The sequence below is a fragment of the Agromyces sp. P2_B3 genome (genome assembly GCF_056404815.1).
Window position 1 is genome coordinate 55,660 of record NZ_JBFUDH010000015.1, and the last position, 17,057, is coordinate 72,716.

Genomic DNA, 17,057 nt, shown 5'->3' on the forward strand with positions numbered 1-17,057 from the left:
CACGCGCCCCGAACGGTCAGCGATCGACGAGCGGGCGGGCGCCGGCGAACGCGTCGGCGGACACCACGGACGGCACGTCGTAGACCCGGGCGGCGGGCGCGGCATCGGTGACCCTCGGCCAGCCGGGATCGCCCTGCGCGACGAACGCGACCGCGGCGGAGTGGACCTCGTCGGCGAGCGCCTGCGGCGGCGCGTCCCCGCCGATCGCCGAGACGCGGTCGGCGCCGAGGCAGTCGAAGAAGAAGGGCACGTCGACGCAGTGCACCGCACGGCCGAAGTTCGGCGACCGCCAGGAGAAGCGGTAGAGCCAGGTCGGCGCGCCGCCCCGCGCGGTGGCGACGCGCAGCACGAGGGTTCGGAACATCCGGTCGGTGATGTACCGGCCGAGGACCGCGGCCGTGCCGAGCCGGCGCACGTCGGCGTTCGCACCGAGGTAGGCCGCGCGCTCGGCCCTGGCGAGCCCCACCTTGCCGAGGAGGAAGCCCGCGGGCACCCAGCGGAGCTTGTCCTTCGCGCCGTCGAGGATCATCGAGAACTCGTCGTCGGTGGCGCCGAGCACGAGCGGCTTGTCGGCGCCGATACCCGAGGCGATCGCGTCGATGGTGCGGCGCGGGATGAGCTCGCCGTCGATCACCGGCCCGAGCGTCAGGCCGTTCTCGATGAAGCCGCGCAGCATGATCATCGGGTTCCCGCCGGGCGCCGGATCGGTGAGCTGCTTCTGCAGCTCGAGCACGCGCTCCTCGGTGAGCGACGACAGTCCTTCCCGCGTCGGCTCGACGCCGCCCAGCGCGGCCAGCTTACGACCGAACTCCTCGGCCTCGGCGAGGGTGATGTCGGTCGCGACGCCCGACATGCTGTACACGCCCGAGATGAGCGGCTGCGCCGCCGGCATGCCGAGGAGGGTGAGCACCGCGCCGCCACCGGCCGACTGCCCCGCGATCGTCACCCGTGCCGGGTCGCCGCCGAACGCGGCGATGTTGTCGCGCACCCACTCGAGGGCGAGCAGCCAGTCGAGCACGCCCCGGTTCATCGGGGCATCCGCGATCCAGCCGAAGCCGTCGAAGCCGAGGCGGTACGAGATCGACACGGTGACCACGCCGTCACGGTTGAAGGACTGCCCGTCGTACCACGGGCTGGCGGGCGAGCCGGCGAAGTAGCCGCCGCCGTGGATGTAGACGAGCACGGGGAGCGCGGAGCCGGTGGCCGGCGCCGGCGAGGGCGTGAAGACGTTCACGTTCAGCGTGGACTCGCCAGGCACCGACGGCTCGGGGATGAGCGTGACGCCGGGGTCGCCGCGCTGGGCGGTCGCTCCGAACTCGGTGGCGTCGAGTACGCCCTCCCATGGGCGACGTGGCACGGGCGCGGCGAAGCGGTGCTCGCCGACCGGCGGCTCGGCGAAGGGGATGCCGAGGAAGGCGGCAGAACGGTTGCCGGCGGCATCCGTGCGCCAATGGCCGCGCACGCGGCCCGCAATGGTGTCGACCTCGGGGTGGGTCTCGGTTCCGGCGACCGACATGACGGCAGCTCCTCACGCACGCTTCGATGGGGGCGGATGTCCCGGTTGAAAACCGAATGACACTTGGGAATCAAGTATGCGAGAAGCGGCCCGCGAACTCAACCACGGGTATCGGATGCGGCCGCGCTCGCGTCGGGAGCTCCTGCGCCCGCGGCATCCGCTCAGGCCTTCCGCGTGACGAGCTGCCAGAGATAGGCGACGTGATCGGCCATGTCGATCGACGGGTCGAGCATCCACTGGGTCTGCAGGCCGTCGGCCGCGGCGAGGAAGAGGTTGGCGATGCGGTCGGCGTCGAGGCTCGGGTCGACGTTGCCGGCGGCCTGCTCGTCGCGCACGAGCGTGCTGAACACGCCGCGGAACTGGTTGTACCGGTCGACGAAGAACGCATGCGCCGGATGGTCGGGATCGCACGCCTCGGTGGACACCTGGGCATAGAGCTGCACCAGGCCCGGCACCTCGGAGTTGTGCCGGATGACCCCGAAGAAGCCCTCGACCGGGTGTTCGAGCTCGTTGTCGACGAATCCGCCCGTGTCGACCTCGTCGCGCTTGCGGAGGATCTCCTGGAAGAGCTCCTCCTTCGACGAGAAGTAGTGCAGGAGGCCGGCCTGGCTGAGGCCGACCGCGTCGGCGAGCTCGCGCACCGAGGTGCGCCGATAGCCGTTGCGGGCGATGACGTCGAGCGCGGTCGTGAGGATCTCCTCGCGCTTCGCCACGCCCTTCGCGTACGAACCCCTGCGTGCCATACCTGCATGGTACGGAACGGCTGTTGCAAATGAAAACCGAGCGATGTATGGTTTTGCCCACTCAGTGCCGAGACCCGAGAGGAATCCCCCGATGACGATGGCGTCGACCCCCCAACCCGCTGCCGATTCCCGCCCCGACGAGCTCGACGAGCCCGTCGCGTTCTTCGAGGAGGCCACGGGCAACGAGGATCCGCCCGCCCCGATCAAGGGCATCGGCCGCCTCCTCGGCTGGATCATCCCCGCGAACCTCGGCATCTTCCTCATCTGGGGAGCGGTGCCCGGCATCCTCCTCCCTGCGCAGATCACCGCCCAGTTCGGCGAGGCCGACAAGGTCGCGAACCTCGCCGTGGTGATGACGATCGGCGCGTTCTTCTCCATGCTCGCCCAGCCGATCGCCGGCCAGATCTCCGACCGCACGCGCTCGAGGTTCGGGCGCCGCGCCCCGTGGATCTTCCTCGGCTCGCTCGCCGGCGGCCTCGCGCTCGTCGGCCTCGCCTTCGCGAACAGCCTCGTCGGCGTCGTCATCGCGTGGACCCTCGTGCAGATCACGTACAACTTCGCGCAGGGCCCGCTCAGCGCGGTCATGCCCGACCGGGTGCCGCTCAAGCGGCGCGGCACGTTCGCGGCACTCTCGGGCATCGGCCTGATGGTCGGCGCCCTCGGCGGCCAGATCGTCGGGTCGGTCTTCCTCGGCAGCATCGCGGCCGGGTACGTGACCTTCGCGGCGCTGTCGCTCGTGATCCTCACGCTGTTCATCGTCTTCAACCCCGACTACTCGTCGAAGGAGCTCGAGCCCGAGCCCTTCCGCTTCGCCGACTTCCTCCGCACATTCTGGGTCAGCCCGGTGAAGCACCCCGACTTCTTCTGGGCGTTCACCGGCCGCCTGCTGCTCTACACCGGGTACTTCGCGGTGACCGGCTACCAGTTCTTCCTGCTCACCGACTACTTCGGCATCGCCGAGCCCGGCTCGGTCATTCCCGTGCTCGGCCTCATCAGCCTCGCGGGCATCCTCATCGCGACCGTCGCATCGGGCCCCATCTCCGACCGCGTCGGCCGCCGCAAGCCCTTCGTCTTCGCATCGTCCGCCGTCACCGGCCTCGCGTTCCTGCTGCCGTGGGCCTGGCCCGACCTCACCGCCTGGATGATCATGACCTTCATCGCGGGCCTCGGCTTCGGCATGTTCCAGGCCGTCGACACGGCGCTCATGAGCGAGGTGCTGCCGTCGGCGAAGTCGTTCGCGAAGGACCTCGGCGTCGTCAACATCGCCGCCACCCTGCCCCAGACCCTCGCGCCCGGCGTCGCCGGCGCCATCGTGCTCTCGTTCGGGTACACCGGCCTGTTCCCCGTCGGCATCGTGCTCTCGGTGCTGGGGGCGTTCGCCGTCTGGCCGATCAAGGCGGTGAAGTAACGTGCCGGATGCCGTGGGGGCGCCCGCGCTGACCGAGGCCGCCGCGGCATCCGCACCGCCCGCCCCGCGGACTCGCCCGGCGAGGCCCCGCGCCCTGCTCGTCACCGGCCTCGTCGGACTCACGCTGTTCGTGGCCTTCGGGCTCACCGTGCTCCAGGACGTGGATGCGCCGCTCACCCAGCCGCTCGACGACGCGTGGCGCCGCCTCGTCGGCGCGAGCGCGCTCGAGCAGGTGTCGTGGATCGTGCCCATGGCCTTCCAGCACCTCGGCGAGCTCCCCGGCGCCGTGCTCACGATCCTGCTCATCCCGGCGTGGCTGTTCGTGATCAGTCGCTGGCGCTCCGCCCTGTTCTTCCTCACCGCCGAGCTCGGCGGAACTATGGTCGTCTCGCAGCTCACCAAGAACCTGGTCGACCGGCCGCGGCCGGCGGACGACCTCAGGAACGGCCTGTTCGGCCCGCTCTTCTCGGTCGACCACGGTTCATTCCCGTCGGGGCATGCGGTCAGCGCGGGCATCCTGCTCGTCGCGGTCGCCGCCGTGCTGCCGCCCTCGAAGCGGCTCGCGTGGTGGATCGTCGGCGGGCTCATCGCCCTCGGCATGGTCTGGCAGCGCACCCTCGTCAACGCGCACTGGTTCTCGGACGCCGTGTTCGGCGTCATCGGCGGAGCATCCGCCACCCTGGTCCTCTGGTGGGCGTTCTCGACGCTCCTCGAGAAGGACTACGCGAAGCCCCTCTTCCGGCGGAGGATCGAATCACCGGCACACGAAGGAGCATCATGACCGACACCCTGAATCCGGCGATGGATGCCGCGGCATCCGCCATCGACCGAAGCGCCGCCGATCTCGTGGCCGACCTCACCCTCGAGGAGAAGGCCTCGCTCACGAGCGGCGCGAGCTTCTGGACCACGAAGCCCGTCGAGCGCGTCGGCCTGCCGGCCATCATGCTGACGGACGGCCCGCATGGCGTACGCAAGCAGCGTGCGAGCAGCGACCACCTCGGCATCGGCGACAGCGTGCCGGCCACGTGCTTCCCGCCGGCCGTCGCGCTCGGGTCGTCGTTCGACCCCGAGCTGCTCGAGCGCGTCGGCGTCGCCCTCGGCGAGGAGTCGCTGGCCGAGCAGGTGGGCGTACTGCTCGGCCCCGGCATCAACATCAAGCGCTCGCCGCTGTGCGGTCGCAACTTCGAGTACCTCTCCGAGGACCCGATCGTGTCGGGCGTGCTCGGCTCCGCGCTCGTGCGCGGACTGCAGTCGCAGGGCGTCGGCGCATCGCTGAAGCATTTCGCGGCGAACAACCAGGAGGCCGACCGCATGCGCGTCTCGGCCGACATCGACGAGCGTCCGCTCCGGGAGATCTACCTGCGTGGGTTCCAGCGCGTCGTCGAGGACGAGCAGCCCTGGACCGTGATGTGCTCCTACAACCGGCTCAACAGCGTGTACACCTCCGAGGACCCGTGGCTGCTCACGAAGGTGCTCCGCGACGAGTGGGGCTTCGAGGGCCTCGTCGTCTCGGACTGGGGCGCCGTGAACGACCGTGTCACCGGGCTCGCCGCCGGCCTCGACCTCGAGATGCCGTCGAGCGAGGGTCGCACCGATGCCCAGCTCGTCGCCGCCGTGCGTTCGGGCGTGCTCGACGAGCGCCTGCTCGACACGGCCGCCCGCCGCAACGTCGAGCTGGTGCAGAAGGCGGTGCGCGGTGCGAAGGCGGATGCCGCGTACGACGCCGACGCCCACCACGCGCTCGCCCGTGAGGTGGCCGCCGCATCGATCGTGCTGCTGAAGAACGACGACGGCGTGCTGCCGCTCACCCCCGGACCCGCGGGAGTGGGCACCGCCGTCGCCGTCATCGGCGAGCTCGCGCGCACGCCGCGCTACCAGGGCGCCGGATCGTCGCAGATCAACCCGACCCGCCTCGACACCGCGCTCGACGAGCTGCGCGCGGTCGCCGGCGCCGAGCTGCCGTTCGCGGCTGGCTTCGGCGACGACGGCGCGATCTCCGAGGAGCTCACCGCCGAGGCCGTCGCCGCGGCATCCGCTGCCGAGACGGTGCTGCTCTTCCTCGGCGTGCCCGCCGCGCTCGAGTCCGAGGGCTTCGACCGCGACGACATCGAGCTGCCGGCCGCGCAGCTCGCGCTCGCCGACGCGGTCATCGCCGCGAACCCGCGCACCGTCGTGGTGCTGTCGAACGGCGGAGTGGTGCGCCTGTCGGGCCTCGCGGACCGGGTGCCGGCGATCGTCGAGGGCTGGCTGCTCGGCCAGGCCGGCGGCGGGGCCGTCGCCGACGTGCTCTACGGCATCGTGAACCCGTCGGGCCGGCTCGCCGAGACCATCCCGGTGCGGCTGGCCGACAGCCCCGCGTACCTCGACTTCCCGGGCGAGCACTCGCACGTGCGCTACGGCGAGGGGCTCTTCGTGGGCTACCGCTGGTACGACGCGCGCGACTTCGAGGTGTCGTACCCGTTCGGGCACGGCCTCTCGTACACGACGTTCGACTACTCGGATGCCTCGGTGTCAGCGGATGCCTCGGGGCTCACGGTTCGCGTGACGGTGACGAACTCGGGCGACCGGGCCGGCGCGGAGGTCGTGCAGGTCTACACGTCGCTGCCCGGATCCGCCGTCGTGCGTGCGCCGCGCGAGCTGAAGGGGTTCGCGAAGGTGGCGCTCGACGCGGGCGAGTCCCGTGAGGTCGAGGTACTCGTGCGGCGCGCCGACCTCGGCTACTGGGACACGCGGGTCGACCGGTGGGTCGTCGAGGGCGGCGCCTACTCGGTCGACGTCGCGGCCTCGAGCCGGGACATCCGCGCCACCGTCTCGGTCGATGTCGAGGGCGACGCCGTGCGCGTGCCGCTCACGATGAACTCGTCCATCGGCGAGCTCCTCGCCCACCCGGTCGCGTCGCAGTACATCATGCAGGCCATGTCGGCGCTCGGCGACGGCGAGACCGCAGGGCTCATGGCCGACCCCGGCCTGTTCAAGATGATGGAGTCCTTCCCGATCGGGCGGCTCGCCTCGTTCCCCGGCATGGGCCTGGGTCGGGAGCAGCTCGAGCAGTTGCTGGCCGCGTCGAACGCGCAGGCGTAGTGCGGCGAGCGGAAAACGACACCACGAAGGGCCGGGAGCGATGCTCCCGGCCCTCCGTGCTGTGGTGCGCGGTGCAGGACCGCGGTGTCCGGCCTACTTCGTGAAGGTGAACTTCGCAGTGTGCGTCGTGTCGTCGTCGAGCGTCAGCGCGAAGGTGCCGCACTTGCCCGCCCACGTCTTCACCGTCTTCCAGACGTACACGTACTGGCCCGCGACCGCGTCGTACGTGAGGGTGCTGCCGCCGGCCGTCACGGTCTCCTCGATCGCGTCGACCGAGGCGCCCGCCGTGCACGCGGTGAGCGTGAGCGTCGGCGAACCGGCGGCGACGATGTCGAGGCCCTGGTTGCCGTGCAGGCTGAACTTGATCGGCACGGAACTGCCGGCCTTCACCGAGTTCACGACGCCGCCCATGTCGACCGGGCGGAAGAACCCGGCGAAGTCGTACACGACCGAGTAGTCGCACTCGACGGCGAGCGACGTGTTGCCCGCGTTGTCCTGCACGGTGCCGGCCGCGACCGTGGCGGTCTTGGATCCGACGCCCGAGGTGTCGAGCATGACCGAACCGCTCGTCGGGTACCCGTCGGCGATGCCGGATCCCGGGGTGGGATCGTAGGCGGTCCACGTCGCCTCGCCGGATGAGCCGAGCAGCAGCGGCGATGCCGGGCAGACGAGGTCGACGACCGGGGGAGTGTGCTCGGTCACGAAGTAATCGCACTCGACCTCGACCGATGCGTTGTCGGCGTTGTCGACGGCCGTGCCGGCGGGAGCCACCGCGGTGGCCGGGCCGTAGGCGTCGGTGTTCAACGGGACCGTGCCGCTCGCAGCGGTGGCCAGGCCCGATCCGCCGGCTTCGTCCGTCGCGACCCAGGTCGCCTCGGCGACCGAGCCGAGCAGCACGTCATCGGTGGGGCAGGTGAGCACGACGACCGGGGGCGTGTGCTCGGTCACGAAGTAGTCGCAGGAGACTTCGGCCGACGCGTTGCCGGCGAGGTCCTTCACCAAGCCCGCGGCCGCAAGGGCGGTTCCGGAGCCGTAGATCGACGTGTCGAGAGCGAGCGTGCCGCTCGAGGCGCCGGCGAGGCCGGATCCGCCCTGGTCGGTCGCCATCCAGGTGGCGACGGCGCTCGATCCGCGCTCGACGAGCCCGATGGGACAGCTGAGGACGACGACCGGAGCCGTCGTGTCGACCGGGGTGGGATCGCCGCAGGGGAGCGTGGTCCACGTCACGTCAACGCTGTCGGTGCGGGTGATCGACTTGCCGTCGGTGTTGAGGCCGGTGGCCGAATACGTCACGGTGCCGCTGTGCGGGCCGGCGACGTTCGACGTCACGCCGACGGTGGACTTCACCGCAGCGCTCAGCGTGTTGTTGTTCAAGGTCTCCCAGTTCGACGGCAGCACGAGCTGGCCGCCTCCGGCCACCAGGCCGCTCTCCGCGGTCGACGCCGAGAGCGTCACGACCGCGGAGTCCGCGAAGGCGTTCTTGCCCTCGTCGCTGCCATTGCGCTTCATCCTGAGATCGATCGCGGCGCTCGCCGGCGTGCCGCACGCGACGCTGCCGAGCGAGATGGAGTTCACCTCCGCCTGCAGCGAGTCGACGACGAGGAGGTTGTCGGCGTAGGCGATCCCGCCCCCTCCGACGATGAGTGCGGCCGCCGTGGCGGCGCCCGCAAGGGTGGATTGCCAACGCTTCATTGCGTTCTCCGATTCGGGTTCGGTGTCGGTTCGGTGCCGTCGGCGCGCGGGTACGGCCGACGGACTGTCCCGAACGTAGCCGCGCGACCCCGGCCCAAGTGAGCCCCAGTGCGGGTGGCAAGGTCCTGCGGAGCCTCCGTCAAGCCCGGGCGTGGGGCATCCGGACCTGCCTAGGCTGACGTCCGTCGGACGACGGAGGGGGACGCATGCAGACCTTCCTCCCGTTCGCCGACTTCGCCCGCAGCGCCGCGGCGCTCGACACGGTGCGCCTCGGGAAGCAGCGCGTGGAGACCCTGCAGGTGATGCGCGCCCTCACCGTGCCCGTCTATGGCTGGCGGCATCATCCGGTGGTGAAGATGTGGCGCGGCTACCGGCCCGCACTCATGGCCTATCAGGACGCGATCTGCGACGAGTGGGTCGGCCGCGGCCACGCCGACACCTGCCGCATGAAGACGCTGGACGCCCTCGACACGGTTCCCGACGATGGTGCGGCGTACCGGTCGGGCGCGTTCGCGCTGCCGCCGTGGATCGGTACGGAGGAGTTCCACCGGTCGCACCGTTCGAACCTGCTGCGCAAGGATCCCGAGTTCTACCGCGCACTGGGCGCCGACGTGCCGCCCGACCTGCCCTACGTCTGGCCGTCAAGGGGGTGAGGTCGGATGTCGCTTCGCCTACGCTGCCCGGAGGTGGGGGGCGACGCGCGGCCGCGGCATCCGCAGCTCGACCCGGCCCGACCGGAAGGGAGATCGACATGACCGTGAAGCTGCACCAGCCCGGGCTCCGGCAGGCGCGCTCGCTCGTGCGCGACGGCAAGGTGGTGCGCGACGAGCGCGACGCCTGGAGTGAGGATGCGCCGAGCGCCGACGAGGAGAACGCCTTCATCGAGGAGCACGGTTGGGCCGAGTACGGCCACTGGCACCTCGGCGTCGACGACGACGAGGATCGCGAGACCAAGGCGCACTACAAGTTCCCGTACGGAGACTTCAGGAAGGTCCATCGCTGCGGCGTCATCTCGCTCGAGAGCCGCGCCGGCCAGTTCGACCACGACGAGATCCGCGACGAGGCGAAGAAGCTGCTCGAGCTCATCGACGAGGACTGACCGGGCTCCGCCCGCCCGCCGCCGTCGTCTGACGCGCATCGAAACCTTGTGCTCGGTGCGCCTCGGGACCGAGGACGCACGGAACACAAGGTTTCGACCAGGGCCGCGGCGGTGCGGGCATGCCATGCTCGAATCGCCAGCACGAGTCGGAGGTCGATCATGCACGACGCCACGCCCAGCCCCGCAGCATCCGAACCGGCCGGCGGGTCCGCGGCATCCGCTCCACCGACCGCGGCGATCGCCGACGCGGCGCTCCGCCTCGGCGTGGAGGCGCGACTCGCCCCTGTGGGTCTTCGTGCGCTCGCTCCCGTCGCACCCCTCGTCGGACGAGCGCGACCCGTCACCCACCTGGGCAGCGTCGACGTGCTGCTCGAGACGATCGACGACGCATCGCCCGGTGACGTGATGGTCGTCGACAACGGCGGCCGGCATGACGAGGCCTGCGTCGGCGACCTCATGGTGCTCGAGGCGGAGCGGGCGGGCCTCGCGGCGCTGGTGATCTGGGGCCTGCACCGCGACACCGCCCAGTTGCGTGAGATCGGCCTCCCGGTGTTCAGCCTCGGCGCGTGCCCGTACGGTCCGCGCCGGGTGCCGCCGGCCGGCCGGCGCATGCGCGCGGCGTTCCTCGACGGCATCGCGGTCACCGAGGCCGACCACGTCTTCGCCGACGACGACGGCGTGCTCGTCGTGGCATCCGACCGCGTCAACGAGGTCACCGACCTGGCCCGGCGGATCGTGCGCACCGAGACGGCCCAGGCCGATCGGATGCGCGCGGGCACGAGCCTGCGCGAGCAGCTCGACTTCACCGCCTATCGCCGACGGCAGGCGGCCGATCCCGAGCTGACCCTGCGTCGCCACCTCCTCGAGCACGGGGGCGCCATCGAGGTCTGAGCACCGGATGCGTCGTGGCGGCGCGCGATGCCGGTCCAGGCTGTGCGCGGCGCCCCCGCGGTGGAACACTGGTGGAGTAACCCGACGGGAGGGTGTCATGGCAGGCGCGACGACGACACGACGCAGGTCCCCGACCGATGCGGAGCGCGACGAACGACGTGCGGCCCGCAAGGCCGTCGCGGAGGCCAGGCGAGCCAGTCGCGAGGCGGAGAAGCTGGCGAAGACCCTCTCGCGCGACGCCCGGGCCAGTCTCGAGGCGCTCACCGCGACGGCCCGCGCCGACGTGCGCACGGCGAAGCGACAGCTCGCGGCAGATCCCCGACGCGCGAAGAGCACGGCGAAGCGCGCGGCGGCCCGGCTGGAGCTGGCCTCCCTCCGCGTGACCGCCTCGGGAGACGCGGAGCGCACGGCGCTCGCCAACTCGAACGCGAAGAAGCGCGCCAAGACCATCAAGCGGCGTCGGAAGCAGGCGGAACAGGCGCGCAAGATGGCCGAGTTCGTGGCGCTGCACACCATCCTCGCCTCGGTGACCACGCCCACCGACCGCGAGCAGGCCGAGGCCGACCAGAAGCGCTGGCACCAGATGGGCGATCGCGTGGCGCGCTTCGCCCGCCGCTGAGCGCTCCGGTCGGCGTGAAGGACGGCTCCATCCGGAGCCCGAAGTTGGGCGATTCTGCGGATGTCGCCGAGCCGCGGCATCCGTACCGTCAATGTCATGGACCTCGCCGTGCTCGCCGGCGTCGCATCGACCGGCCTCTTCGCCATGAGCTACCTGCCCATGCTGATGAAGGCCGGGCGCACGAAGGACCTGTCGTCGTACAGCCTCGGCAACCTGGCGATCACGAACGCGGGCAACGCGTTGTACTCGGTGTACGTCTTCAGCCTGCCGATCGGTCCGATCTGGTTCCTGCACTCGTTCTATCTCGTGACCTCAGCGCTGATGCTCGGGTGGTTCCTCAGGTACCGGTCGCGACGTCCGGTCGCCGGGGCTGCGCCGACCCACGCCGGCCGCCACGCGCGTTCGGCAGAGTCGACGGATGCCGCAGCGGAGCCCGCCGCGGCTTCGCGCTAACCCGCGGGTCCCGTTCCGTCAACCCGGTGGGCGACGCGTCGGTGCGGTGCGAGACTGACGGCTCGCCGAGGAACGGAGCCCCCATGTCCACGTCACCGACGCGCACCAGCCGCGACCGCCGCCGTGAAGCCCGCACGGCCGTCTCCGACGCCAGGAAGGCCGGCAGGGAAGCCGCCAAGCTGGCGAAGACACTGTCCCGCGACGCAAGGGCGAAGTTCGAGGCGCGCACCGCTGCCGCGCAGGCCGAGGTGCGTGCGGCTCGGAAGGATCTCGATGCGGACCCGCGCCGCGCCGAGCGGCGGGCACGCCGGGCCGCCGCCCGTCTCGAGCGGGCGGCCGTGCGTGCGACTCCCGCGGGCCCGTCCGCGCCGACGGGCCGCGGCACGCGAGACGCGAAACGCCGCGCGAAGACCATCAAGCGCGGACGCGCACAGTCGAAGCAGGCCCGCAAGATGGCGACGCGCAGCACCTTGCGCACGATCCTGTCCTCGCTGACGACCCCCACCGATGCCGAGCGACAGAAGCAGGACGTGAAGCGGCTCCGGCGGAAGGTGAAGCAGGCCGCCTGAGCGTACGGCGTGACGCGGTCGGCCGACGCGCCGAGCGGCGGCGCCGAGCGGCCATGAACAGTCCCGTCACTCGCCCCGGTGCGCACCGATCGTGACCACTCATCGCCTGATGACGGCGTGGCGGCGTGGTGGCGGCGCCGCGCGAGCGGTGCCGGGTCAGGCCGGCAGCGAGCCCTCCGTGCCGGCCGCCTTCGCGCTCGCCGTCGGACTCGCCGGAGCCGCCGCCGCAGCGGTCTTCCCGCCGGGGGACTTCGCCGCTGCAGGCTTCCGCCTCGCCGCGTTCGCTGCGGGTGCGGCCTTCGGCGCCGGGGACGGGGCCGTCGAGCGGGGTGCGCGCACGGCCTTCGGCTTCGGAGAGGCCGCGGCGACCGCCGCCGCCGCGGCATCCGCCATCGGCTTCGGCATCGGCACCACCCGCGTGAGCTGCGTGACGTGCTGCGGCCCGAGCTCGTCGAGGCTCGCGACCTCGAGCAACTTCATCGTGCGCTCGACCTCGGCACGCAGGATCGAGATCGTCTTGTCGACGCCGCGACGCCCGCCCGCCATGAGGCCGTAGAGGTAGGCGCGGCCGATGAGGGTGAAGCGCGCGCCCAGGGCGACGGATGCCACGATGTCGGCGCCGTTCATGATGCCGGTGTCGACGTGCACCTCGAGGTCGGTCCCGACCTCGCGCACCACGTGGGGCAGCAGGTGGAAGGGGATGGGCGCGCGGTCGAGCTGACGCCCGCCGTGGTTCGAGAGCACGATGCCGTCGACGCCGCGGTCGGCGAGGAGCCTGGCATCCTCGACGGTCTGCACGCCCTTGACGACGATCTTGCCGGGCCAGATCTCGCGGATGATGTCGAGGTCCTCGAACGAGATGGTCGGGTCCATCGCCGAGTCGAGCAGTTCGCCCACGGTGCCGCCGGTCGACGAGAGCGACGCGAACTCGAGCTTCGGGGTGGTGAGGAAGTTGATCCACCATGCCGGCCGGGGCAGCGCGTTGATGACGGTGCCGGGAGTCAGCTGCGGCGGGATCGAGAACCCGTTCCGCTTGTCGCGCAGGCGCGCGCCGGCGACGGGCGTATCGACGGTGAAGAAGAGGGTGTCGAAGCCCGCGGCCGCGGCGCGCTTGGCGAGCTCGTAGGAGATCTCGCGCTTGCGCATCACGTAGAGCTGGAACCAGTTGCGCCCGTTCGGGTTGGCGGCCTTCACGTCCTCGATGGAGGCCGTGCCGAGCGTCGAGAGGGTGAACGGGATGCCGGCGGCACCGGCCGCCCCCGCGCCGGCGATCTCGCCCTCGGTCTGCATCATGCGCGTGAAGCCCGTGGGGGCGATGCCGAACGGCAGGGAGCTCGGGCCGCCGAGGACCTCGCGAGTCGTGTCGACGACGGGCACGTTGCGGAGGATCGACGGGTGGAACTCCACGTCCTGGAACGCCTGACGGGCCCGCGCGAGCGACAACTCGCCCTCGGCGGCGCCCTCGGTGTAGTCGAACGGCGCCTTCGGGGTGCGGCGCTTCGCGATCGCGCGCAGGTCGGCGATCGTGAGCGCCTTCTCGAGCCGCCGGTCGGTCGCGTTCAGCGTGGGCGCCTTGAAGCGCATGAGCTCGGCGAGCTCCTTCGGGTTCGGGAACTGGCGCTGGACCATGGTGTCGGTGCTCTCTCTGTGTCGTCGTGCTGGTCTGGTGCTGGTCTGGTGCTGGTCTGGTGCTGGTCTGGTGCTGGTCTGGCGGCGAGGTGACGCGAGATGTGGTCGTGCATGCGGGTGCGGGCGGATGCGGCATCCGCTGCCCTGATCGCGGCCACCACGCCGCGGTGCTCGCCGCGCAGCCGAGCCGAGGTCGCCGCCCAGTCGGCGATCGTGACCAGGCCGGCTCGGGCGTAGCCCTCGATGCCGCTGCGCAGGCCCGCCATCGTGGCGGTGATCACCTGGTTGCCGGATGCCTCGGCGAGGGCCAGGTGGAAGGCGGCGTCGAGCGCAAGGAACTCGGCCGCTTCGAGGTCGGGGGCGTCCATGGCGTCGAGCAGGGCCTCGGCCGCGGCGAGGTCGGGGGCGCCGGGCGCCTGGGGCTCGGCCACGGTCGGGTCGGATGCCGCGGCGAGGTCGAAGGCCGCCGCGAGGTCGCCCGCCACCGCCGACTCGAGGATGAGGCGGGTGCGCACGATGTCGGCGACGGGGAATCCGCGCGCCGCGACCTGCAGCCGCATCAGCGATCCCATGGCGCCGCCGGGCGTGGAGATGATGATGGCGCCGGAGGTCGGCCCTGAGCCGGCCTGCGTGCGGATGAGGCCGAGCACCTCGAGCACGCGGAGCGCCTCGCGCACGCTCGAGCGGCCGACGCCGAGCTCGGCCGAGAGGGCGCGCTCACCGGGCAGCCGGTCGCCGGGCGACAGCTCGCCCGAGAGCAGCTGGGATTCGACGTGCTCGAGCACCGCCTGCCAGGCGCGCGGTGCCTCGGATGCCGCGGGCGCACCGGCGTCGTGCAGCGTGCCGCCCTCGTGGTGCATGCCGTCGCCTCCCGCCGCGCCGATGTGGTCTGACCACAGTAGCAGATGTGGTCAGACCACACGGGTGGGCGGCGAGCCGTTGGGTGCGCAAGCCCCTGCCGAGCAACTGCGCGATGGCACAGACTGGCTCGCACGCGATCGCCGCCGACCTCGATCGACCCGGGCGGTCGCCGAGACAGGAGGAGCAGATGTCCGATATCAACACGCCCACCTCGCGGGAGCACCCCGAGCAGCCGGCCGAGGGCGCCGACGACGCCTCGGCCCAGCCGAACCGCCGCGATGGCGACGACCGCACCGACACGGCGCCCGACGACCAATCGTCGTACAACATCCAGCCGCCGCCCACCGAGGACGGTGAGGTCCCCGGGGTTCCCGACGCGAGCGAGGGTGCGCTCGACCGCGACACGGAGGACGATCCGGGTTCGAACGCGACCGGAGTCGGCGCCTAGCCCGGCGCCCCCCGGTCGCCGCGGGTGGCCAGCCGCGGTGCGAAGCGGCGGCTCAGCCCTTCTTCGGGCGGATCCGGATGCGGTTGCCGGCCTCGTCGAGCTCCACCACGCCGCCGCGCGACTTCACGAAGTCGCTGAACGAGCCGAAGCCGAGCCTGCGCTCCTGGAACGACGGGTCCATGCGCAGCATCTGGTTCTTGACGGCGCCCGAGGGCTGCCACTCCTCGTCGTTCTTCGCGCGCAGCAGCTCGAGCGCCTTGAGGATCAAGCGGCCCGGGTTGCGGGTTCCCGAGGTCGGCTCGGGCTGCGTGCCGTCGGAGAAGTGCACGGCGGGTGCACCGCCCGAACGCCCCGCGGGTGCTGCAGCCGCGAGGTCGGCGTCGGTCGGGGCCTCGGTCTCGGCCGCGGCGGCCGGCGCCGCGGCATCCGTCGCCTTCGCCTTGCCGCCGCCCCGGCTCGCACGACGCGTCTTGGGCGCCTCGGGAGCGGATGCCGCAGCCGGCTCCGCGGCGGTCGCGGCGGCCGGTTCCGCGGAGCCGCGGCGTCCTGCCGACGTCGTAGGCGCGGCGACGGCGACCTCCTCGTCCTCCTCGACCGCGGCATCCGTCGTCAGCAGCGCGTCGTAGTCGGCGTATTCGTCGCACGACGCGGTGAGCGCCCGGCTCGTACCGCCGGCCACGCCGATGCCGACGACGTAGCGGCCGAGGCGCTTGGCCTTCTGCGCGAGCGCCACGTAGTCGGAGTCGCCCGCGACGATGACGATGTGCGAGAGGTCGTCGATGCGGAACATGTCCTCGACGGCGTCGACGGCGAGGCGGATGTCGGCACCGTTCTTCGTCGCCGAGAGCGGGAACAGCTGCACCAGGTCGACGGCACGGTCGATGAGCTGCCCGCGGTAGCTCGCGTTCACGGGGGTCGACCAGTCGGCGTAGGCGCGGGCGATCGCGATGGTGCCGAACGTCGCCGCGAAGTCGAGCACCGCGTCGATGTCGACGGTGGCCGTGACGAGGCGTTCGGCGGTCTGCGTGCCCGGGTTGACCGCACGCCCGCGCGAGGTGTCCTTGCGGTAGGCGCCCTCGCCGTGCACTTGGTCGTAGCGCGAGATGACGATGTTGTCGAAGTCGAAGTAGAGGGCCACGCGGGGCTCTGCGGAGGTGGGCATGTCGACCTTCCGTCGATGAGTGCGTGCTCCCGATGCTAGCCCGGTGGCGCCGCTCACTCCTCGTAGAGCGTGACGGTCGCCTGGAACTCGCCGCTGTTGCCGTCGAGGTTGGTGTCGTTGATGCCGAGGTAGAGCTGGCCGCCGGCGTGGCACGTGTAGGTCGTGCCGGAGCCGACGGGAAACATCTCGGGGATGGAGTCGAACCCGCCGATGACCGAGGCCGTGTTCGCGTCGGCGTACACGCGCGCCTCGGGGTGCTCTCCGGCGGTCAGTCCGTCGGGGCCGACGAGCGATTCGGCGCTCGCGTCGTGCCACGCCGTGCCCGTCACCGTGATCTCGAACACCTCGCCGGGTTCGCACCAGAGGCCGGTGTCGGTCCAGTCCGCGTACATCGGCACGTTGAGGTCGACCGTCAGCGGCTCTGCCGGCTCGTCGTCGACGAAGCCGTCGTCGACGACGGACTGGTCGTCGGCGACATCCGTCGTTCCGGAGTCGTCGGGGCGGAGGAGCGCGTAGCCCCCGATGGCCGCGCCGATGGCGACCACGGCGATCGCTCCGACGATCAGCCACGGCTTCGCGCTGCCTCGCTTCCGTTCGGGAGGAGTTGAGGATGTCGGGGGCGTCGGTGGAGTCGCCGGCGTGCCCGGCGTGCGCCCCGGTGGTGGCGCGGTCGGCGGCAGGCTCGTCGCACCCGCGGACATGAAGCTCGCGGGCGGCGCGGCCGGCGCGGCATCCGTCATCGGCAGCGCCTGCGCCATGACGACCGGAGGCGTGGGTGTCGCTGTCGCCGCCACAGGCGCGGCCGCCGCCGACCGAGATGGCGCCGGGGCGGGCTGGGACACGGGCTTCGCAGCGGCCGCCGCCGCCGCCGCCGCGGCCGCAGCGG

At 71.7% G+C, this 17,057-nt stretch carries 16 protein-coding genes and 2 pseudogenes; 11 read left to right on the forward strand and 7 right to left on the reverse strand.

All coding sequences use genetic code 11. The features are described from left to right. Positions 1–16 precede the first annotated feature (16 nt). Complete coding sequence (locus AC1DZA_RS16965; RefSeq protein ID WP_476773625.1) at positions 17–1,516, reverse strand: carboxylesterase/lipase family protein; 1,500 nt, start codon at positions 1,514–1,516, stop codon at positions 17–19. Positions 1,517–1,677: 161 nt separating this feature from the next. Next, positions 1,678–2,259, reverse strand: coding sequence for a TetR/AcrR family transcriptional regulator (locus tag AC1DZA_RS16970; protein WP_476773626.1), 582 nt, complete (start codon positions 2,257–2,259; stop codon positions 1,678–1,680). A gap of 91 nt (positions 2,260–2,350) precedes the next feature. Here AC1DZA_RS16970 and AC1DZA_RS16975 point away from each other — a divergent pair, with 91 nt between their 5' ends. From AC1DZA_RS16975 to AC1DZA_RS16985, 3 genes are read left to right on the forward strand one after another with little or no spacing between them, the layout of a single operon-like run. Further along, complete coding sequence (locus AC1DZA_RS16975; protein ID WP_476773627.1) at positions 2,351–3,667, forward strand: MFS transporter; 1,317 nt, start codon at positions 2,351–2,353, stop codon at positions 3,665–3,667. Between the two features lies 1 nt (position 3,668). After that, positions 3,669–4,448 (forward strand): phosphatase PAP2 family protein, encoded by a 780-nt coding sequence (locus tag AC1DZA_RS16980; protein ID WP_476773628.1) that lies wholly within the window; start codon positions 3,669–3,671, stop codon positions 4,446–4,448. Beyond that, on the forward strand, positions 4,445–6,748 hold the full coding sequence (locus tag AC1DZA_RS16985) for a glycoside hydrolase family 3 C-terminal domain-containing protein (protein WP_476773629.1): 2,304 nt from the start codon (positions 4,445–4,447) through the stop codon (positions 6,746–6,748). Before AC1DZA_RS16980 ends, AC1DZA_RS16985 begins: the two co-directional genes overlap by 4 nt. A 93-nt stretch (positions 6,749–6,841) precedes the next feature. On the opposite strand, the gene AC1DZA_RS16990 is transcribed toward AC1DZA_RS16985, so the two are convergent. Beyond that, entirely contained in the window at positions 6,842–8,440 is a 1,599-nt protein-coding gene (locus AC1DZA_RS16990; protein ID WP_476761879.1) for a PxKF domain-containing protein, read from the reverse strand. A gap of 206 nt (positions 8,441–8,646) precedes the next feature. Between AC1DZA_RS16990 and AC1DZA_RS16995 the strand changes: the two genes are divergently transcribed. The 6 genes from AC1DZA_RS16995 (at position 8,647) to AC1DZA_RS17020 (ending at position 12,071) form a co-directional block, all read left to right on the forward strand. After that, on the forward strand, positions 8,647–9,093 hold the full coding sequence (locus AC1DZA_RS16995; RefSeq protein ID WP_476761878.1) for an MSMEG_6728 family protein: 447 nt from the start codon (positions 8,647–8,649) through the stop codon (positions 9,091–9,093). Between the two features lie 98 nt (positions 9,094–9,191). Then, the gene (locus tag AC1DZA_RS17000) at positions 9,192–9,539 is read left to right on the forward strand and encodes a hypothetical protein (RefSeq protein ID WP_476761877.1); all 348 of its coding nucleotides are present in this window, start codon (positions 9,192–9,194) and stop codon (positions 9,537–9,539) included. Positions 9,540–9,698: 159 nt separating this feature from the next. Then, complete coding sequence (locus tag AC1DZA_RS17005) at positions 9,699–10,430, forward strand: RraA family protein (RefSeq protein ID WP_476761876.1); 732 nt, start codon at positions 9,699–9,701, stop codon at positions 10,428–10,430. Positions 10,431–10,527: 97 nt separating this feature from the next. Continuing rightward, positions 10,528–11,049, forward strand: a complete 522-nt coding sequence (locus AC1DZA_RS17010; protein WP_476761875.1) for a hypothetical protein — start codon at positions 10,528–10,530, stop codon at positions 11,047–11,049. Positions 11,050–11,145: 96 nt separating this feature from the next. After that, on the forward strand, positions 11,146–11,502 hold the full coding sequence (locus tag AC1DZA_RS17015) for a hypothetical protein (RefSeq protein ID WP_476761874.1): 357 nt from the start codon (positions 11,146–11,148) through the stop codon (positions 11,500–11,502). A gap of 26 nt (positions 11,503–11,528) precedes the next feature. Further along, on the forward strand, positions 11,529–12,071 hold the full coding sequence (locus tag AC1DZA_RS17020; protein WP_476773630.1) for a hypothetical protein: 543 nt from the start codon (positions 11,529–11,531) through the stop codon (positions 12,069–12,071). A 396-nt stretch (positions 12,072–12,467) separates the two neighbouring features. Here AC1DZA_RS17020 and AC1DZA_RS17025 read toward each other — a convergent pair. Beyond that, positions 12,468–13,700: pseudogene (locus AC1DZA_RS17025) on the reverse strand (alpha-hydroxy acid oxidase); the annotation flags it as partial. After that, the gene (locus AC1DZA_RS17030; protein WP_476773631.1) at positions 13,631–14,560 is read right to left on the reverse strand and encodes a FadR/GntR family transcriptional regulator; all 930 of its coding nucleotides are present in this window, start codon (positions 14,558–14,560) and stop codon (positions 13,631–13,633) included. The gene AC1DZA_RS17030 and the pseudogene AC1DZA_RS17025, both read right to left, overlap by 70 nt. A 113-nt stretch (positions 14,561–14,673) precedes the next feature. Between AC1DZA_RS17030 and AC1DZA_RS17035 the strand changes: the two genes are divergently transcribed. Further along, positions 14,674–15,009 carry a hypothetical protein gene (locus AC1DZA_RS17035; protein WP_476773632.1) on the forward strand — a complete coding sequence of 112 codons (336 nt, stop codon included), beginning with the start codon at positions 14,674–14,676 and terminating at the stop codon, positions 15,007–15,009. A gap of 52 nt (positions 15,010–15,061) precedes the next feature. On the opposite strand, the gene AC1DZA_RS17040 is transcribed toward AC1DZA_RS17035, so the two are convergent. Beyond that, positions 15,062–16,171 carry an NYN domain-containing protein gene (locus tag AC1DZA_RS17040; RefSeq protein WP_476773633.1) on the reverse strand — a complete coding sequence of 370 codons (1,110 nt, stop codon included), beginning with the start codon at positions 16,169–16,171 and terminating at the stop codon, positions 15,062–15,064. A 53-nt stretch (positions 16,172–16,224) separates the two neighbouring features. Further along, entirely contained in the window at positions 16,225–16,716 is a 492-nt protein-coding gene (locus AC1DZA_RS17045) for a hypothetical protein (protein WP_476773634.1), read from the reverse strand. Between AC1DZA_RS17045 and AC1DZA_RS17050 the strand changes: the two are divergent. Further along, a pseudogene (locus AC1DZA_RS17050) lies at positions 16,694–17,057 on the forward strand (hypothetical protein); the annotation flags it as partial. The gene AC1DZA_RS17045 and the pseudogene AC1DZA_RS17050 overlap by 23 nt on opposite strands.

What these genes read in the sequence shown, in the direction of transcription:
- AC1DZA_RS16965 (WP_476773625.1), bottom strand. Translation starts at nt 1,516, where the DNA reads ATGTCGGTCGCCGGAACCGAGACCCACCCCGAGGTCGACACCATTGCG.
- AC1DZA_RS16970 (WP_476773626.1), bottom strand. Translation starts at nt 2,259, where the DNA reads ATGGCACGCAGGGGTTCGTACGCGAAGGGCGTGGCGAAGCGCGAGGAG.
- AC1DZA_RS16975 (WP_476773627.1), top strand. Translation starts at nt 2,351, where the DNA reads ATGACGATGGCGTCGACCCCCCAACCCGCTGCCGATTCCCGCCCCGAC.
- AC1DZA_RS16985 (WP_476773629.1), top strand. Translation starts at nt 4,445, where the DNA reads ATGACCGACACCCTGAATCCGGCGATGGATGCCGCGGCATCCGCCATC.
- AC1DZA_RS16990 (WP_476761879.1), bottom strand. Translation starts at nt 8,440, where the DNA reads ATGAAGCGTTGGCAATCCACCCTTGCGGGCGCCGCCACGGCGGCCGCA.
- AC1DZA_RS16995 (WP_476761878.1), top strand. Translation starts at nt 8,647, where the DNA reads ATGCAGACCTTCCTCCCGTTCGCCGACTTCGCCCGCAGCGCCGCGGCG.
- AC1DZA_RS17000 (WP_476761877.1), top strand. Translation starts at nt 9,192, where the DNA reads ATGACCGTGAAGCTGCACCAGCCCGGGCTCCGGCAGGCGCGCTCGCTC.
- AC1DZA_RS17005 (WP_476761876.1), top strand. Translation starts at nt 9,699, where the DNA reads ATGCACGACGCCACGCCCAGCCCCGCAGCATCCGAACCGGCCGGCGGG.
- AC1DZA_RS17010 (WP_476761875.1), top strand. Translation starts at nt 10,528, where the DNA reads ATGGCAGGCGCGACGACGACACGACGCAGGTCCCCGACCGATGCGGAG.
- AC1DZA_RS17015 (WP_476761874.1), top strand. Translation starts at nt 11,146, where the DNA reads ATGGACCTCGCCGTGCTCGCCGGCGTCGCATCGACCGGCCTCTTCGCC.
- AC1DZA_RS17030 (WP_476773631.1), bottom strand. Translation starts at nt 14,560, where the DNA reads ATGCACCACGAGGGCGGCACGCTGCACGACGCCGGTGCGCCCGCGGCA.
- AC1DZA_RS17035 (WP_476773632.1), top strand. Translation starts at nt 14,674, where the DNA reads ATGGCACAGACTGGCTCGCACGCGATCGCCGCCGACCTCGATCGACCC.
- AC1DZA_RS17040 (WP_476773633.1), bottom strand. Translation starts at nt 16,171, where the DNA reads ATGCCCACCTCCGCAGAGCCCCGCGTGGCCCTCTACTTCGACTTCGAC.